At 63.9% G+C, this 16032-nt stretch carries 19 protein-coding genes and 1 pseudogene; 9 read left to right on the top strand and 11 right to left on the bottom strand.

Going from position 1 to position 16032, the window contains the following annotated elements; genetic code table 11:
* Nucleotides 1-4: 4 nt before the first annotated feature.
* The 5 genes from HYR72_13865 to HYR72_13845 form a co-directional block, all read right to left on the bottom strand.
* Nucleotides 5-427 carry a YjbQ family protein gene (locus tag HYR72_13865; protein MBI1816061.1) on the bottom strand — a complete coding sequence of 141 codons (423 nt, stop codon included), beginning with the start codon at nt 425-427 and terminating at the stop codon, nt 5-7.
* 59 nt (nt 428-486) lie between these two features.
* Nucleotides 487-1239 (bottom strand): phenylacetate-CoA oxygenase subunit PaaI, encoded by a 753-nt coding sequence (locus HYR72_13860; GenBank protein ID MBI1816060.1) that lies wholly within the window; start codon nt 1237-1239, stop codon nt 487-489.
* 4 nt (nt 1240-1243) lie between these two features.
* Nucleotides 1244-2602, bottom strand: coding sequence for a galactokinase (galK, locus tag HYR72_13855; GenBank protein MBI1816059.1), 1359 nt, complete (start codon nt 2600-2602; stop codon nt 1244-1246).
* The gene (locus HYR72_13850; GenBank protein ID MBI1816058.1) at nt 2599-3369 is read right to left on the bottom strand and encodes a nucleotidyltransferase family protein; all 771 of its coding nucleotides are present in this window, start codon (nt 3367-3369) and stop codon (nt 2599-2601) included. The genes galK and HYR72_13850 overlap by 4 nt, the downstream gene beginning before the upstream one ends.
* 133 nt (nt 3370-3502) lie before the next feature.
* Nucleotides 3503-3985, bottom strand: coding sequence for a metallophosphoesterase family protein (locus HYR72_13845; protein MBI1816057.1), 483 nt, complete (start codon nt 3983-3985; stop codon nt 3503-3505).
* A gap of 236 nt (nt 3986-4221) precedes the next feature.
* Between HYR72_13845 and HYR72_13840 the strand changes: the two genes are divergently transcribed.
* Both HYR72_13840 and HYR72_13835 read left to right on the top strand, forming a co-directional pair.
* Entirely contained in the window at nt 4222-5025 is an 804-nt protein-coding gene (locus tag HYR72_13840; GenBank protein ID MBI1816056.1) for a GNAT family N-acetyltransferase, read from the top strand.
* 173 nt (nt 5026-5198) lie between these two features.
* Nucleotides 5199-6026 carry a hypothetical protein gene (locus HYR72_13835; protein MBI1816055.1) on the top strand — a complete coding sequence of 276 codons (828 nt, stop codon included), beginning with the start codon at nt 5199-5201 and terminating at the stop codon, nt 6024-6026.
* A 231-nt stretch (nt 6027-6257) separates the two neighbouring features.
* Here HYR72_13835 and HYR72_13830 read toward each other — a convergent pair whose 3' ends face one another.
* From HYR72_13830 to HYR72_13810, 5 genes and pseudogenes are all read right to left on the bottom strand, one after another.
* Nucleotides 6258-7160: a hypothetical protein gene (locus HYR72_13830; protein MBI1816054.1), complete on the bottom strand. Its 903-nt coding sequence runs from the start codon at nt 7158-7160 to the stop codon at nt 6258-6260.
* Nucleotides 7161-7186: 26 nt separating this feature from the next.
* Nucleotides 7187-7378, bottom strand: a pseudogene (locus HYR72_13825) (hypothetical protein).
* 154 nt (nt 7379-7532) lie between these two features.
* On the bottom strand, nt 7533-8435 hold the full coding sequence (locus HYR72_13820) for an HNH endonuclease (protein MBI1816053.1): 903 nt from the start codon (nt 8433-8435) through the stop codon (nt 7533-7535).
* A 436-nt stretch (nt 8436-8871) separates the two neighbouring features.
* Complete coding sequence (locus HYR72_13815) at nt 8872-9216, bottom strand: DUF86 domain-containing protein (GenBank protein MBI1816052.1); 345 nt, start codon at nt 9214-9216, stop codon at nt 8872-8874.
* Nucleotides 9203-9505 carry a nucleotidyltransferase family protein gene (locus HYR72_13810; GenBank protein MBI1816051.1) on the bottom strand — a complete coding sequence of 101 codons (303 nt, stop codon included), beginning with the start codon at nt 9503-9505 and terminating at the stop codon, nt 9203-9205. The genes HYR72_13815 and HYR72_13810 overlap by 14 nt, the downstream gene beginning before the upstream one ends.
* Before the next feature lie 136 nt (nt 9506-9641).
* On the opposite strand from HYR72_13810, the gene HYR72_13805 reads away from it, so the two are divergent.
* The 7 genes from HYR72_13805 (at nt 9642) to HYR72_13775 (ending at nt 15169) form a co-directional block, all read left to right on the top strand.
* Nucleotides 9642-10889, top strand: coding sequence for a GNAT family N-acetyltransferase (locus HYR72_13805; protein ID MBI1816050.1), 1248 nt, complete (start codon nt 9642-9644; stop codon nt 10887-10889).
* Nucleotides 10886-11698 carry a pantothenate kinase gene (locus HYR72_13800; protein MBI1816049.1) on the top strand — a complete coding sequence of 271 codons (813 nt, stop codon included), beginning with the start codon at nt 10886-10888 and terminating at the stop codon, nt 11696-11698. Before HYR72_13805 ends, HYR72_13800 begins: the two co-directional genes overlap by 4 nt.
* Entirely contained in the window at nt 11698-11979 is a 282-nt protein-coding gene (locus HYR72_13795) for a Trp biosynthesis-associated membrane protein (GenBank protein ID MBI1816048.1), read from the top strand. The genes HYR72_13800 and HYR72_13795 overlap by 1 nt, the downstream gene beginning before the upstream one ends.
* Before the next feature lie 13 nt (nt 11980-11992).
* Nucleotides 11993-12400 carry a VOC family protein gene (locus HYR72_13790; GenBank protein MBI1816047.1) on the top strand — a complete coding sequence of 136 codons (408 nt, stop codon included), beginning with the start codon at nt 11993-11995 and terminating at the stop codon, nt 12398-12400.
* Nucleotides 12387-12950: a hypothetical protein gene (locus HYR72_13785; GenBank protein ID MBI1816046.1), complete on the top strand. Its 564-nt coding sequence runs from the start codon at nt 12387-12389 to the stop codon at nt 12948-12950. Before HYR72_13790 ends, HYR72_13785 begins: the two co-directional genes overlap by 14 nt.
* Nucleotides 12947-14728, top strand: coding sequence for a carboxypeptidase regulatory-like domain-containing protein (locus HYR72_13780; protein ID MBI1816045.1), 1782 nt, complete (start codon nt 12947-12949; stop codon nt 14726-14728). The genes HYR72_13785 and HYR72_13780 overlap by 4 nt, the downstream gene beginning before the upstream one ends.
* A 90-nt stretch (nt 14729-14818) precedes the next feature.
* Entirely contained in the window at nt 14819-15169 is a 351-nt protein-coding gene (locus HYR72_13775) for a response regulator transcription factor (protein ID MBI1816044.1), read from the top strand.
* Between the two features lie 78 nt (nt 15170-15247).
* Here HYR72_13775 and yqeC read toward each other — a convergent pair whose 3' ends face one another.
* Nucleotides 15248-15994 (bottom strand): putative selenium-dependent hydroxylase accessory protein YqeC, encoded by a 747-nt coding sequence (yqeC, locus tag HYR72_13770; protein MBI1816043.1) that lies wholly within the window; start codon nt 15992-15994, stop codon nt 15248-15250.
* Nucleotides 15995-16032 lie beyond the last annotated feature (38 nt).

The raw sequence follows: 16032 nt of genomic DNA, 5'->3' as shown, positions 1-16032 counted from the left end.
GCTGTTATTCGCCGATGATTTTGATGAGCACGCGCTTGGTGCGATTGCCGTCAAACTCGCCGTAGAAAATCTGCTCCCAGCGGCCGAAGTCGAGCTTGCCGTTGGTGATGGCGATCACGACCTCGCGACCCATGATCTGGCGCTTGTGGTGCGCGTCGCCGTTGTCTTCGCCAGTGCGGTTGTGGTGATAGCGCTCGGGGCTGGGGTCGAACGGCGCGAGCTGTTCGAGCCAGCGGGCATAGTCCTCGTGCAAGCCCGGCTCGTCGTCGTTGATGAACACGCTCGCGGTGATGTTCATCGAGTTGACCAGGCACAGCCCTTCGCGGATGCCGCTCTCGGCCAGCGCCGCTTCCACTTGCGGTGTGATGTTCACGAACGCCATCCGCGCTTTGAGGTGCAGCGGGATCTCTGTGCGGAAGCTGCGCATACCCGTCGTTGTCTGACGACGCACGCAGCAAGTCAACAGGGGCGAGCGTGACGGCCGATCTATGCGGACGGAAGCAGGACGCGATGGGGGTAGGTCGGCGTGAGTCGCGGCATCTGCAAGCCGACCGCAGTGAGCCGCCGCTCGACGATGCGACGAAACTCGTCGGCCAGCTCGCTGTTGTCGACCGCCTTGAAGCCGAAGGCGCGACAAGCCGCGGTGAAGCGCGAGTGCGGCGGTCCAAAGAAGTTGAGGCCGCGCGGAATCCACACGCCGACCTTCTGCTGCACGATGACCGCGCCGCGTTCATCAACGGCGCGGCGGAACTCGGCGGTGGCAAAAGCATCGTGATCGCGCTCGTCGCGCAGGATCGCGTCGGCCGCCTCCGCGTGCGGGCGGTAGCTGCTCACGGCGTAGTTGCGGCCGATCATCAGCAGCCCGCCGGTATCGAGGCAGAAACCGGCAAGCAGCATGTCGACGAAATCTCCATCCGTGGTGGCGAACGCGCGCGGGGCGTCGAACGATGGCGCCTGCCACGCGGCGGCGACCAGTGCATCGGCGGCGGCTTCGGCCACATCGAGCTCCGCGAGCAGGTCATAGATGAGGCGCGCGTGATCCAGCTCCTCCAGGACATTCTTGGCGATCGCGTGCTGTCGTCGATAGCCGGCGAGAGCGGGCAACGCGCGCGCGAATCCCAGGCCCGTTACCTTCTCCGCGAGCGCGTGCGCCGCCAGCAAGCGCAGCAACGTCTCGCGATAACCGGGACCCGCCGGAAGATTTGACGTGTCGATGCTACGGGGCGACAACGCGGTCATCGCCCTAGGCGCCGAGCCGTCGGACCGTCGCCCCGGCGCAGGGTTGAAACACGAATCGATGCCCGACCGTGCGCGCGCCATTGCCGAGCCGTGGGCGGTAGAAGCGCCGGTCGATCAATTCGAGGAAGCTGTTCACCGCACTCGCGTTGACCAGCGCGACGATGCAGCCACCGAAGCCGGCGCCGGTTACCCGCGCGCCCACTGCCCCCGATTCCTTCGCCGTGGCGACGAGCTCTTCAATTTCTGGGCAACTGATTTCATAGTCGTCGCGGCAACTCGCGTGCGACGCATCCATCAAGGCGCCGAAGGCGGGTGCGTCGCCGCTCGCCAAGATACGCTCGGCGCGATTCACGCGCTCGGCTTCGGTGAGTACATGGCGCAATCGCGGCAGCACCGTGAAACGATCCCCGATCTCGCCGGGGATGTGGCATTCGTCGCGCAACTGCATTGGGCTGGCGCCCACCACGCGCGCGATCTCCGCCAATGTCAGAGGCCGCGGTGGCAGCCGGGCGTCGACGGCGGGTAGCAGCTCGGGCAGCGAGCGACCGGGAAACAGGTTAGCGAGATCGCCCAGCGTGCGCAGCGCGCGCGGCAGCGCCGGCGCCAGGGCCACTTCGCAGGCGCGCACCGCCAAGCGACACTCGACCACGCGCAGATTGTACGCCAGGCGCGCGGCGCCCGACTTCTCCGCGGTCACGAGACTGTGGCACACGACGACGCGATAGCCCGACGGCAATGGCACTGGCCGCACCCGCAGCGGAAAGAAATCGATGCGCAACGCATGGTCGGCGACTGCGAGCAAACTGATGCATTGATCCATGCCGCCGCTGAGCGTGCCGACGTAGCGCTCGGCGTGGGGCAGCAGTTCGGCCAGCTCGGCAAATGGAATCTCGATGTCGTTGAGCGCGAGCACGGCCAGCGCGCTCGCCACCACCAAGGCGGACGACGACGACAACCCCGCGCCGGCGGGGATGTTGCCGTCGACCAGAAAATCGCCTCCCTGCCGCAGTGTGCCGTGGCGCGTCGCGTACAGCCCCTGCGTTGCGGCCTTGTGATAGTTGCCCCAGTCACCACCAGCGAACGGCGCGATGGTCGAGGCAAGGTGGTAGTTGCGCGCCGGATAGGTTTCATCGAGGTTGCGTAGCCGCACGGCCGTGTCGGCATTGGCCGCCGCCGCGATCATCACCGCGTGATCGATCGCCATCGGTAACACCGGCAAACCGTTGTAGTCGGTATGCTCGCCGAGCAAGTTGACGCGGCCGGGAGCGCGGACGAGGTGCGTCGGCGGGCGTCCAAAATGGTTGCGGAAGCTCGTCAGCAGGCGCGCGATGCGCCCGTCGTCCGGATCAATCGTTGCGGTCATGGCTGGCAAGGCGCCGGGCGCACGGTGGACTCACCTAGGTGCGGCGCGGCGGCCGGAAATTCGCGGTCGGCGCGGCGCAGATCGTCCGGGGTGCCGACGTCGCTCCAGTAACCTTCGATTGGTAGGCTGTAGATTGCGCGCCCGTCTGTGATCATCGCTGCGATCGCCTGCGGTAGCTCGTACTCGCCGCGCGCCGACGGTTGCAGACGCGCCGCGTAGTCGAGCACGAGCTGATCGAACACGAACACGCCGGCGTTGTTCCAGTGTGTAGTCGAGCTGCCGCGTCGCGGCTTTTCAATGATGCGGCTGACACGGCCAACGTCGTCGACGTACGCCGCCGCGCCGGCCCACGGATCGTCGACCGCGTTGAGCGCCAGCAACGCATCACACGGGCGCGCGCGGAAGCGCTGCACCATGGCGGCATAGAACTCCGGCTGCACCAAGATGTCGCCCCAACTGAGCGCGAACGGTTCGTCGGCCAGCGCGTCGCGCGCCAGCAACAGAGCACGCGCAGTGCCCTCGGCGGTGGTTTGCCGGCGGTAGATGATGCGCACGCCCAGGCGCGCGCCATCGCCCAACGCCGTTTCGATCTGCTCGCTGCGGTAGCCGGTCACGATGACCAACTCGCGCACGCCGGCCGCGGCGAAACCGGCGATGATGTGTTCGATCAACGGCCGGCCGGCGACAGGGAGCAGAGGCTTCGGGCATGTCTCCGTCAGCACGCCCATGCGCGTGCCACGGCCCGCGGCCAGCAACACCGCTTGCATGCGGCGAGCATAGTCACGCGGACGCCAAAACGCGAGAACGAAATTCGCAGGCGCGTGGACCTTTCGACGGCGTCGACGATGGCGGTCGATCGGAAATCGACTGCGCAAGGGCGGTCGAGTACCGGTGGCGGCTTCAATCCCGGTCCAACCACACTAGCCGCGCGGTCGGATCGCCAGCGCCGACCGTGAGCAACGCGACACTCCGTCGCAGTCGAAACCGCCGCCGGCCGCCGCCGCCGGGATTCACGAACAACACACCGTCGTGCTCAGCGACGTACTGGACGTGGCTGTGACCGAAGATGACCACGCGCGGCCGATGCGTGTCGATCAATCTCGCGACGTCAGGCAACCAGCGGTGATCTGTTTGCGCGTGGTGAACCAGCAGCATCCGTGTGCCGTCGCAGCGGACCATCCGGTGCGCCGGCAGCGTGCGCTGCAACTCCGGCGGATCCGCATTGCCATGAATCGCGGTCACCGGCGCGAGTGTTGCGAGTTCGGTGAGCACCGCCGCACTGCCGACATCACCGGCATGGAGAATACGCGCAACCCGGCGAAACGTCCGCGGCACGTCCGGGTGCAATTGCGCGTGGGTATCGGCAATCAGTCCGACGAGCATGCGAATCCCGACCAGCGACCGCAACCGTTGCCCGGTGCGATAATCGTGTCAAGCTTGCGTGGCGCCAGCATACGTTGGCGCGTGGCGCTTTCGGTGTTGAGGGAAAGACACCCTTCGACAGGCTCAGGGTGAAACGGATAGGGTCATTGAAATCGTTCCGATCATCCGTTCGTGCTGAGCTTGTCGAAGCACGTCTTGGGAGAAAATCGACAGTCCCTTCACGCGAAGGAGAGGCAATGACGGTGAACGACGATGATCTGATGCACCGCGTCTGCGACACCGTGCATGGCTATCTCGAAGTCGGCAACGAGGTATTCGAAGCCAACGGTGCGCGGTTTGTGCGCAACCGTTCATGCCCCCGGCGCTACGATGCGAATCACGTGGCGCATGTCCAATGCGCGGTGACGACCGAGATCGCGCGGCTTTTGCAGCGGGTCGAGTCGGAGTTTGCGGAGTTCCGCCACCGCCGCTTCGAGGTCAATCCGTTCACGCCGCAGCAATTCGTCGCGCGACTCACGATCGACGACTACACGTTCAGCGAGACCTTGCAGATGGTGCTCCATGGAGAGTTGCAGGCGCGGCCGCGCGCCGTCGACATTCGATTGGTGCATAGCGAACCCGAGTGGCTCGCGTACGGTGAACTCGTCGCGCTCGAATGGGACGAGCGAACCCACCAAAGTGAACGCGCGCCGGACCCCGATACGCTTGCCGACTTCATGACCAACAAGCGCTGCCAGTCGCCCGCGATTCGTCACTGGTTAGCGTACGAAGAGGGAGTCGCCTGCGCCTACTTCTCATCATGGCCCGGACGTAACGGCGTCGGGATCGTAGAGGATCTCTTCACCGTGCCCGCGCGGCGCCATCGCGGCATCGCGACCGCGTTGATCGTACACGCGGTGGCCGATGCTCGCGCCCGGGGCGCCGGCCCGATCGTCATCGGCGCGCGTGTCGACGACACCCCGAAGCACCTCTACGCCGCGATGGGCTTCGAGCCGCTCCTGCTCACCCGGCAGTATCTGCGTGTGGCGTCGTCGACCTGACGGCACGACCCGCGTACGACGAAGGCGCTGGTGTCGAGCGAATGCTCGCCGTCATCCACCAACTGCAGGCGTTGTGAGCCGAAGCGGACTCGTTCTTGAATCGTGCTAACGTGCTGGAGGCACGATACACGAGCGCTGGCCCGTGGCTCGGCCAGATGTGGAAGGGTGGGCTCATGGACGAAGGTGTGCAGAAATTTACCGAGGCTGTCACGAGTTCGCTGTGGATATTCGGCGGGGTGCAGGTGGTCGTTGTGAGCTTGGCTGCCTGGCTCGGAAAAGTATGGATGGGGCGTGTTTCGGAGCGGGAGCGCCGGCGAACGGAAGAGAGTGTTGAACGGCTGAGGCATGAACTTCGCGCCATGGAATCAATGACGGCTGCCACCCGCGACGCGTTTGCGTTCGGCAGTCAAGTTTCACACGAACGCCGCCTCCAGGCCGCTGAGGCGCTATGGGTCGCTGTTCTCAAGCTGCGGGTGTCTACGAATCTCATGCGGGGATTCCATGATGTACCCGCAAAGGGAGAACACGAAGCTGCAATCCGCAATCCCGAGAACGAATTGCTCAAGGACTGTAACTGGAAGACCGTGGCTGAGCTGGCGGAGTTGGGGCCACAGATTGAAATGCACCGTCCCTTCCTAAGCGAAAGGCTCTGGGATTTGTTCTTCGCATATTCGTTCGTGTTGATGCGCTCTTGCGTTGTAACGATCGAGGCTCTCCGCGGGGAGCCGTTCGTGGTGTGGTATGACGATCCCGGTATACGCCAGATTCTCGGCGCTGCGCTCACCGAACGCGAGCAAGCCGACATATTCAGCGAGAGGTTCCCATTCGCCAGTTGCGTCGACATTCTGGAAAGGAAGATCCTCGGGGAGAGTGAGCGCATTATCTCCGGGCGCCGTGCAGGGGAGGAGGCCCTGGACAGAGAACAGGAACTCGCTCGTACAATCCGCAGCCTTCCTGCAGAGCTCGGAATTTCAAGCGCAGAGCAAGCTCCGCAGGCATAGGGCCTCTATACCTGCGCCATGCCACGACGGGAGCCCAATCCCGCCTGACACTTCCTTGTGGCGCCCAGACGACGTTGTGACGAATCTGCTCGGTTCGTTCGACACGAGCAGGCCGGACGTGCGGTGAAGCGACGGAATACGGAGAGCTTTCTGTGTCGCGCGCGGCAACTCGCGTCCACACGGTAGGGGACACAGCCCGACCACTCGCGAGCACAGGGCACAGGGCTGCGATCAGTTGACTTTTTCACCGTGTCTTGCGGCCCACGCTGCCCAGTGAGGCTGAAGTGCCTCCTCGAACTGCTGGCCTACCGCCATCAGCTCCGTTGCCAACGCCGTGAAGCCGTTCCGCTCAGACTGCGGAAGGCCCACTCCTTGGCACTCAATCAGTCGGCACAACTCAATGAAGCGCGAAGTCAACTGATGGTAGAGGCACCGGTCGAACGTGACGTGGAATTCGAACCACATATCGAGAAGTCCTTCTCTAACCTCTACCTTCTTGCTTTCGCTTTGGACCTGCTCAAGGAACTGCCCGAAGAGCCATCCTGTTTGGTTCACAAGTTCTCGACTCTTGTGGATGTACTTGTTCGCGTCCAGCGTGCGACGAAACCTTTCATGTACTTCGCTCAGGTCCTCGATCATTGTGATGAGTTGAGGATCCGTTTGCGAGGCTCCGGCTTGTTCGGCCAGCGACCGCAGCCACCGTGCCAGCTCCCCGTACGTGCAATCGTCAATGGTGAGCCGCCTGCCCTTCCGCATGCCCTTCCATGGGACCTCGACGCGGTCACCTGCGAGCCAGTCGGAGAGATGGTTGGACCAACCGAGTATCGTGAGCGTACACCCAGTTTCCATTGCGACTCGCAGCATCGCAGGAGCTTGCACGCGGAATCCTTCATCAAGCAGTCTCTTTGAAGCCGCGAGGTCATAGGCAACGACTTCCGCGACGCGCCGCCACTGGGCCAAAGGCTTAGCTTGGCGATCCGAGGCGAACGACAGAACGCGTTCGACTTGCGCTACAACACGTGAGTAGAGCGCAGCAAACTCGTCCCATGATCGCTCGACAAGTGCCAAGTCCTCTCGGCCATGACCTTGGGCGATCTCCTTTAGGTAGGAGGAGAATTGTTGAGCAATCTGCATGGCTGTCCTGAAACCCGCAGCCCCTGCTACACGCCGTACACCTTCAGCACCTCATCGCCGTAGTGGTTGATCACTTTGATTGCGATCTTGCCGGTCTTGGGTGGATCGAACGGGCAGCTGGTGGTGGAGTAGAGCGACGACCACGCGGCTTCGTCGACCTCGGTGCGGAGGGCGCGTTTGAGTTTGTCGTAGGGTTCGTCGGCGTCGGTGAAGTAGGCTCCGGCCCTCGCCACTATTCTCTTGGTCCCAGATGTGCGAACCCCGTGAGGTCGATTGCTGTTTGGTTGGCGCATCCGCTCCACCTGACCCCACTCCTTCACCGCGACAAGAAGCGAGACCTTCGACTGCGTCCTTCTGCATGCGGCCCGTTGGTCACTCGACCCGATCGCCCTTTGCCCGGTTGCATTGTTCGCAGAGCAGCTCGATGTTGCGGGCTGTGTTGCTGCCTCCCCGCGAGATCGGCACGATATGGTCGTATTCGAGCTTCTCGCGGCTGCCACAGCGACCACATCTACCATCGTCTCGGCGCCAGACGGCAATCCGTACCTGTTCGGGAATGCGTTCGCGCCGTTGTGAGTCTTGCTGAACGGAGTCGGACTTGTAGAGCTGCTTCAACTTCTCGAACCTTCGTCGCTCACGATCGTAGTGTTCGAGGATCAGGAGTTGCAGCTGCTCGTCGCTGTAATTCTTCCTTGCGAGCGGGACTCCGATCTCGACCGCCTCTCCCTTAAAGAACCAGGTATACCGGGAAAACCCATCCGGCTGCCGAGGGGCACGCACTGGATCCCGTTCCGACGCGTGAATCGCGTCCTTCAACCGCTGCTCGAAGTGCCGAATGTCCTCCGCTCCGACGAATGGACCAGGCGGTTCCATCGGCGGTCGGGGCAGAATCGGTGAAATCGGCGGAGTCGGCGGAGTCGGCGAAATAGGCGGAGTCGGCGAGATAGGCGAAATCGGTGCGATAGGCCGAACCGGCGGATCGGGCCGAACGGGCTTAGGACACGAGCACGCTATTGCGTTCGGATGCGACAAGCAACCCGACGGTGGCAATTGCGGATTCTGCCGCTGATATTCCGCCATCTTCTGTTCATATTCTGCCTTTTGCCCTGCCACCTTCCGTTCATGTTCTGCCATCTGCCGCTGATATTCTGCCTCTCGCTCTGCCATCTGCCGCGGATATGCTGCCTTTTGCCCTGCCACCCTCCGTTCATGTTCTGTCATCTGCCGCTGATATTCTGCTTTTCGCTCTGCCATCTGCTGTTTATGTTCTGCCATCTGGCGCTCGTATTCTGCGCTCTGCGAAGCGTAATCCTCCCACCGCCGGCGGAGCGGTGACATCTCTTCGACGCGGTTGGCTGCCCACCCACGCGCTGGCCCCATTTTCTGTATTGACATTGCAACCCTCTCCAACTCTCGGCGAGTATCGAGAGCGACACGACACTAGCCACAACTCCTCTGCAGCAGGTGGTCGGGCGCGGCCGGCGCCGCGTGAGTTACGTTTTTCTTGTTGCCCAGTTCGCGCCACACGCGGCGGACCATTGGGTCCGGCGTCTCCGTGAACGGGCTTGGGCCGCTGCGGTTGAGAATGGTCTTGGGCTTCGCTTCGTCCTCAGCAACGAAGTCGCGCAACTCCTGGTGGGGATGTTCTTGCGTTTGTCCTTATGGCGGACGGACTCGACCGCGACCGTCTTTACGCTCTTTCGCGCCATCGTCAGGGTTTCTCGATCGAGAGGATGTGTTCCAACTGGGCGATCAAGGGTGGAAGGTCGACCGTCGCCACTTCCCAGACGATGTCGAAGTTGATCTGGTCGTAGCCGTGCGCGATGCGGTGGCGCATGCCGATGATGCCGGGCCACCGAATCGCGGGGTGTTTGGATCGAGTCTCCGGAGACACGCGTGCCGCGGCTTCGCCGATGATCTCGATGAGGCGCACCAACGACAGGTTCAACATCCGATCCGAATCGAGGTCGCTGCGCGAGCGTGCCTGCGCAAAGCCAACGGCCTCGCGCGCCGCATCCAGCATATGGAGCAAGCGGACGCGATCACTCTTGAGCATAGATGACCTCTGCCTCAGCGACGACTTCGTCACGGAAGTAGGGACTCAGGCACTGGGGCGTATTGAGATCAACCCTTCGCCCCAGCAGTTCGGAAAGCTCGTGCTCCAGCTCAAAGAACTTGAGACCCGGCACATGTCCAGGCTCGAACTCGACCAGTACATCGATGTCGCTGTCAGGTCCGAACTCCCCGCGGAGGATCGAACCAAACACCGCGAGGCGCCGGATGTCGTTGCGGCGACAGAACGCCGCCAGTGTCTCGCCAGGGATCTCGATCCCGTGCAGTTTCATTCCGCCCCTTCTTCCGCACTATTCTGCGGGCTAGTTCCCGACGTGTCAAAGCCACGCGACTTCATATCATTCCCCGGCGTTGCAACGCTCGTCCTTTTCGATTACCGGCCACACGCGATTGTGGTATGGGGGCGCGGTGACGAAACCCGCAGCGGCCGAGGTCGCCACCGACCTCCTGTTCAGCGAGAAGGAATTCTATCTCGACGAGTTTCGCGGACGCACGCTCGTGCTGGCGCTGCCGCTGCGTGAGTTTGCCGGCGACGCGGAGTACGACGCGCTCGGTGCGGTCGCCCGCGAACTGCTCCGCAACGACACCCGGGTCCTGTTGATCTTCGGCGGCACCGGTCGCTTGTCGGGCGAACAGTTGCTGCGCCGTCTGCAACGGCGACTGGGACCGTTGCTGTTCCACGAGGAGACGCTGCCGTTGTTCTCGCAAGTGCGCGGGCAACGCGGGCGCACTACGGCCTTCGCTCAACTGTCCGATGCGGCCTTGGCGGACCCGGACGCCGCGATGGGCGTGCTGGCGAAGGTGTGGGGCATCTTGCGCGGTGGCCCATTGCTCGTCGGTGCGGTCGAAGACGAAGCGGCGCTGTGTACTGTCAGTGCCGCGGTTGCCGAGCGCTTCGGCGTTCACAAGTTGGTGTTGGTCGAGCCGCAAGGTGGCATCACTGGAACGGACGGGCAGCAGCTCTCGTTCATGGACGAACCGACGCTGGCCACGCTGTTGAATGAGGGCGAGGCCGAGTGGGCGGGGCTGGCTGACCGGCGGGGCACATTGCGCGTGGTGCGGACCGCCCTCGCCGGCGGTGTCGGCTCGGTCAATCTGTGTTCGCTCGCCGGCTTGGCGCGCGAGCTGTTTACCTACGAGGGCTCGGGCACGCTGTTCACGCTTCAGGACTACTGCCGTGTCGAGCGGCTGCGCATCGATGAGTTCGAAGAGGTCGAACGCCTGATCGAGCGTGGCCAGCGCGAAGGCTTCCTCAAGTTCCGCAGCCAGGAGGAGATCAGCGAGATACTGCTGACCGGATATGGCGCGACTATCAGCACGCATCACCTCGCCGGCGTCTGCGCGCTGGTCACCGCACCGTACGCGGACGCATGCGCCGGTGAAATCGTCGGCCTCTACACCGTCACTCGGTTCAAGGGTGAAGGTGTGGGTGCTCGCTTGATTCAGCGCGTGCTCATCGATGCCGGCGAGCAAGGGCTCGACTACGTCTTCGCCTGTACGACCGAAGAACGAGCACAAGCGTTCTTCGAACGCCAAGGATTTCGTCCTGTCGCCAGCGCCGCCGTACCGGAAGCCAAGTGGAAAAACTACGCCGCCGCCCGCCGCGACCGCGTTGCGGTCTATCGCTTGGACATCAGTAAGGCCACGCGTTCATGATCATCGGCATCGACATCGGCGGATCGACCACCGACGCCGTGGTCCTCGACAACGAGTTCCGTGTCGTCTCGGTGGAAGCGAACGATCCCATTGCCGCAGCCGCCGGCGCACTCGGTAAGCTGGTCAACGACCTCAACGCGCAATTGACCGACGTCACGGCCATCGCGGCCACCGGTGGGGGTGCGTGCCACCTGGGCGATCAGTTGCTCGGCATCCCGATACGCAAAGTCGACGAGATCACCGCGATCGGCGTCGGCGGCTCCACGCTGGCGGACAAACGCGACGCGTTGGTGGTGTCGATGGGCACTGGCACCGCGATCGTCTCGGTCAAACCCGAACGCATCATCCATGTTGGCGGCACCGGTGTTGGCGGTGGCACGTTGCTGGGTTTGTCGAAGCACTTGCTCAACGTGGCGCGGCTGGAGACGCTCGAGCAACTCGCGTCCACCGGCGATCTCACGCGCGTCGACCTAACCGTCGGCGATATCGCCGGCGGTCCACTCGGTACGCTGCCCGCCGACGCCACCGCGAGCAACTTTGGCAAGCTGTCCTCCGACGCGCGGCCGGAAGACAAGGCGCGGGCGCTCATCAACATGATCGCCGAAGTCATCGTCGTGCTGAGCGTGTCGGCGGCGCGCGCCGCCGATCACCGCGACATCGTGCTCACCGGCAAACTGGTGCGCGTGAAGCCGTTCCTCGATCGCGTCACCGCCACTCGCTTTCTGTTCGAGCGCAACTTCATCGTGCCACAGCACGCGGAGTACGCGACGGCGATCGGCGCCGCGCGCAGTGTACGGGGGGAAGCGTAATGGCCAGAGCGTGCAAGGTCGTCGGCGTCTTGTTGATCGCGATTGGTGTGGCGGTCGCGGTTTCCTTCGCCACGCTGATGGTTCGCGATGACGACTACGCCAAGAAGGAACTCATCGTTGCCCGTAATCCGACCAACGACGTGTACAAACTCGAATTCGGTTTCGCCCAGATCCGGCGTGGGTTTCACTTGGTCTCGGTGGCGGGCGGCGTGTTGCTCACGCTCAATGGGGCGACGCTCGTATTGCTCGGTTCGGTCGCCGGGCGCGCGGGTCGTTCTTGAGTCAGGTGGCGCGTTGGTCACCGGCATCGACCACATCGGCATCTTCGTGCGTGACCTGGACGCGTCGTTGCGCTTCTACACGCAGACGCTGGGGCTGGCGGCGACGCCGATCGAGTCGCGCAGCGAGCCCCCGATCCGCATGGCCTACGTGCAGGCCGGCAGCGTACGGTTGGAGCTGATCGAGGCGTCCGATCCGGCGCAAACAATGATTCGCTATCTGCCGCGACAGGAGCCGGGCATCTACCACGTCGGCCTCCGCGTGGATGACGTCGATGCCGACTTTGCGGCTCTTCAACAGCGCGGCGTGGCGACGATCGACACCGTACGTGAAGGCGACGCGATGCGCGTGGCGTTTCTCCACCCCGATGCGGCAGGCGGTGTGCTGATCGAGTTGGTGACGCGGAAGGATGAACACGCATAAGACAGGAAAGGCGCGGCGAGCGCTACCGTTGCGGTTAGCCATCGTCTGTCTGGCGGCGGTCGCACTGGCGGGCTGTGCGAATCGGCGCCCGATCTCAGCGCCGATGTTCCCGGCTTCGGTGCCGGCAGCCGGGCTGCGGGTGATGCTGACGTGGGACGGGACCGCCGATCTGGATCTCTACCTCACCGGGCCGTCGTGGGAGACCGTCTACTTCGGCAACAACCCGAGCAGCGAGGGCGGCAAGCTAGAACGCGACGTGCGCTGCGCGGACCTGAGCGAAGCCGGGGAACCGCCGCTCGAATCCGCGACGTTCGCCGAACCCGCCGCGGGTCACTACCGCATCGGCGTCGACTACATGGAAGCGTGCGGCGGCCAGAGCGATCCGCAGCCGTATCGATTGCTGGTCGAGTACGGCGGCGTCCGCCACGAGCAAGTCGGGGTTGCGCGCCATCACGAGTTCGTGCCGATTGTGCTAGAATTCGAACTGCGTCAGATGTCGAATGGTCCGCTCACGCTCGTGGTTGATTCCAAGCCGGGGGTGAATCCATGAAACGCACGCTGCTGCTGGTGGTGAGTCTCGGGTTGTTACTCGCGCTGCGCGCGCTCGCAGCGGAGACGGGAGTATTCGATGGCTTTGTGGTCGATGCCGGCGGCGCGCCGGTCGAAGGCGCGATGGTCACCGCCACAAGTCGCGGTTTGCAGCGCGGCACGACCGTCTACACGACGGCGAACGGAGCGTTCCGCTTACCCCCGCTCGAGGCGGGCGCGTACGATGTCCGCGTCCGCCGCCTCGGCTACCAGGATGTCGTGCAGCAAGGACTCGATCTGCATGACGGTACGCAGCGGTTGCGGCTGGCGCTGACGCCCGAGACGGATCCCAACGAACTTGCGTGGCAACTGCCATCGAGCCTGTGGATGCCGTTGCTGCTGGCCGAGTTGTCGAGCGACGAGAAGCGCGAGGAGTTCACCCGCCAATGCACCTTCTGCCATCAGCAAGGCAGTTGGGCGACGCGCGTACCACGCAGCGCCGAGGACTGGGACAAGATCTTCAAACTGATGGCGCGCATGGGCGGCGTCATCTCGCCCGCGCTGCGTGCCGAATTGCCGCACGCCTTCAACACGGCGTATGCCGAGGCGAGCTACCAGCAGCCGCTGATGCAAGCGCGCTTCACCGCCCCGGCGGCGCCGCGCAATGCCGCGGCGGTGATCACCGAGTGGGACATCGGCCATCCGGCCTCGATGCAACACGACATCACCGTGCATCCGGACGGCACCATCTACTCGGTGGATACGAACCAGGATCAACTCTACCGTTTGGATCCGCGCACCAATGAGCGGAAAGCGTGGGACATCCCGCGCGGCGACTCGCCGCTCGGTGGTGTGTTCGGCACCGCCGGTGCGTTGATCGCGCCCAACAGCAACGCCCACGTCGCGCCGCACAGCCTGCAAGTCGCTCCCGACGGATCGGTGTGGATCACGCTCTGTTTGGGCAACAAGGTCGCGCGCTTCGATCCCAAGACCGAGCAGTGGCAGATCATGCCGCAGAAGGAAGGCTTGTACCCGCACACGCTGCGCTTCGATCATCAAGGACGTGCTTGGTACACGCTCGCGGTGAGCAACCACGTCGGCATGATCGATCCCAAGACCGGTGAGCAGCGCACCATTCGGCTGCCGGCCCGGACCTGGGGCCAGGCGCTCACGGTGCGCGTCGTGCCCTGGTTTCTGTGGGCCAGCAAGTACGTCTCGATGGGTGACACCTCAAGCGGTGAAGGCGTCAATCTCCCGGTCCCGTACGGCATCGACATCGCGCCCGACGGCGGGGTATGGTTCAGCCAACTCAACGAGCGCCGCATCGGCCGCATCGATCCCAGCAACGACGCGATCACGCTCATCGACACGCCGTTCCCGGGGCCACGCCGGTTGCGGTTCGACTCGCAGGGCAATCTGTGGATTCCCGGCTTCAGCGCCGGCCTGATCGCGCGCTACAACCTCAGCAGCGGAGAATTCAAGACGTGGAAGCTGCCGATCGGCGGCGTCGAAACTCCCTACGCGCTCAATGTCGACCGCCACACCGATACGATCTGGATCTGCGGGACCAACTCCGACACCTTGATGCGTCTCGATCCGGCGAGCGAACAATTCACCGTGTTCCCGCTGCCGACCCGGGTGACGTACACGCGCGAGATCGACTTCGACGATGCCGGAGGGGTGTGGACGTCGAACTCGAACTTCCCCACCTGGCAGATCGAGGGGCCGGGTCCGAAGATCATTCGCCTGCAGCCCAACGCCGCACCGGCGCCGGACGGCTTGCAGGCGCGCCGCGATTGACTCGATTGCTCAGCGTCCCTTCGATCGGTGAGCGGGCGATTGCCGCTGGCCACCCTCTTGCTAGAACTCATCAGCTCAACGGGGGGACGGATGGCGCGCATACTCGTTGCGGATTGCAGCGATCCAGATTTCAGTACGGCACTAGCCAAGGTGCTCGCGCTCAAAGGTTTCGGTACGGTGGCCACGGCGTGTGGTACGGCCGAGGCCGTGTGGATGCAGATCCTCGCCGAGCCTCCCGACTTGCTCCTCATTGACAGGCGCGTCGGCGCGGAAATTCTTACGAAGCTGCGGGCAACGCCGCGCGCTCAAGCGGTCCGCGTGTTGGTGATCGATAGCAACTACAAACATGGGCACGAGGTGCCCGGTGCCGATGGCTACATCCAGAGCCCCGCGCCGCCGCATGCCTACATCCAAGCCGTCCGCGATGCCTTGGCCACCTGAATGTGCGTCATTGCAACGCATCAGTGCCATTGGCGTGACACCCACAGCCCGCCGGCGGTTCGCTAGACCGTAAGCGGTTCAGCCTCCCCACACCGCGCGGACCGGATCAGGCGATTGCAGCGCCGTTGCGATCACCAGGATCGCCGCATGGGTGCGAATCGCGGCCGTCAATGAGCTGGCGATATCCAACTCGGGTTGACCGTCCACTCTATTGAGCACAATCGCTCGTCGCGTCGCCGGTGACACATCGCGGAAGCCGCCGCGAGGATGCAGCAGCACGCGCGCGGCAGCATCGATGGTCAACGGCGTGCCCAACGCAACGCCGGCGAACTCCGCGACCCGCTCGGGGCGATGCATGTGGCGTTCGTCGATCGGCTTCCCGATCGCGTCGATCCCGGCCACGGCGGCGACCAGCGTCGCTTGCGCTGGAATCACTGGTTCGTGCGCCGCCGGCGCTTTGAAGGACCGACGCCCGGCCCCGTCGGCCTGCACCAGAGTAACATCCGCCCACGCGGCGAGCGGTGCCACCCAATCGACCGGTACGCCGCGCAGTCGAGTCGGGAGCTGTTCCGTAACGATCAAGAGCGGTAGATCGCCAGCGCGGCGACTCCGAGCCGCCGCACACGCCGTGGCGAGCGAATCGCACAACTGTGTGTCGATGGCGCCCCGCTGAGCCTCGATCTTGGTGGTGCTGAGCACCAACACTCGGCGCCGCAACTGATGGAACTCGACCGCGAGCCGTCGCACTGCGCTGGTCTTACCACCGGCGCCGATGACGGCGACGATGTCGTGGTCGTCGATTGCTAGAGCTTCTCGCAGTAGCATAGGTCGTTGCGGGATCTCTCTGCACGCAGCTATCGCTC

Source organism: Deltaproteobacteria bacterium, from assembly GCA_016178705.1.
Lineage (GTDB): Bacteria > Desulfobacterota > Binatia > HRBIN30 > JACQVA1 > JACOST01.
This window is presented reverse-complemented; position numbering and strand designations above follow the sequence as displayed.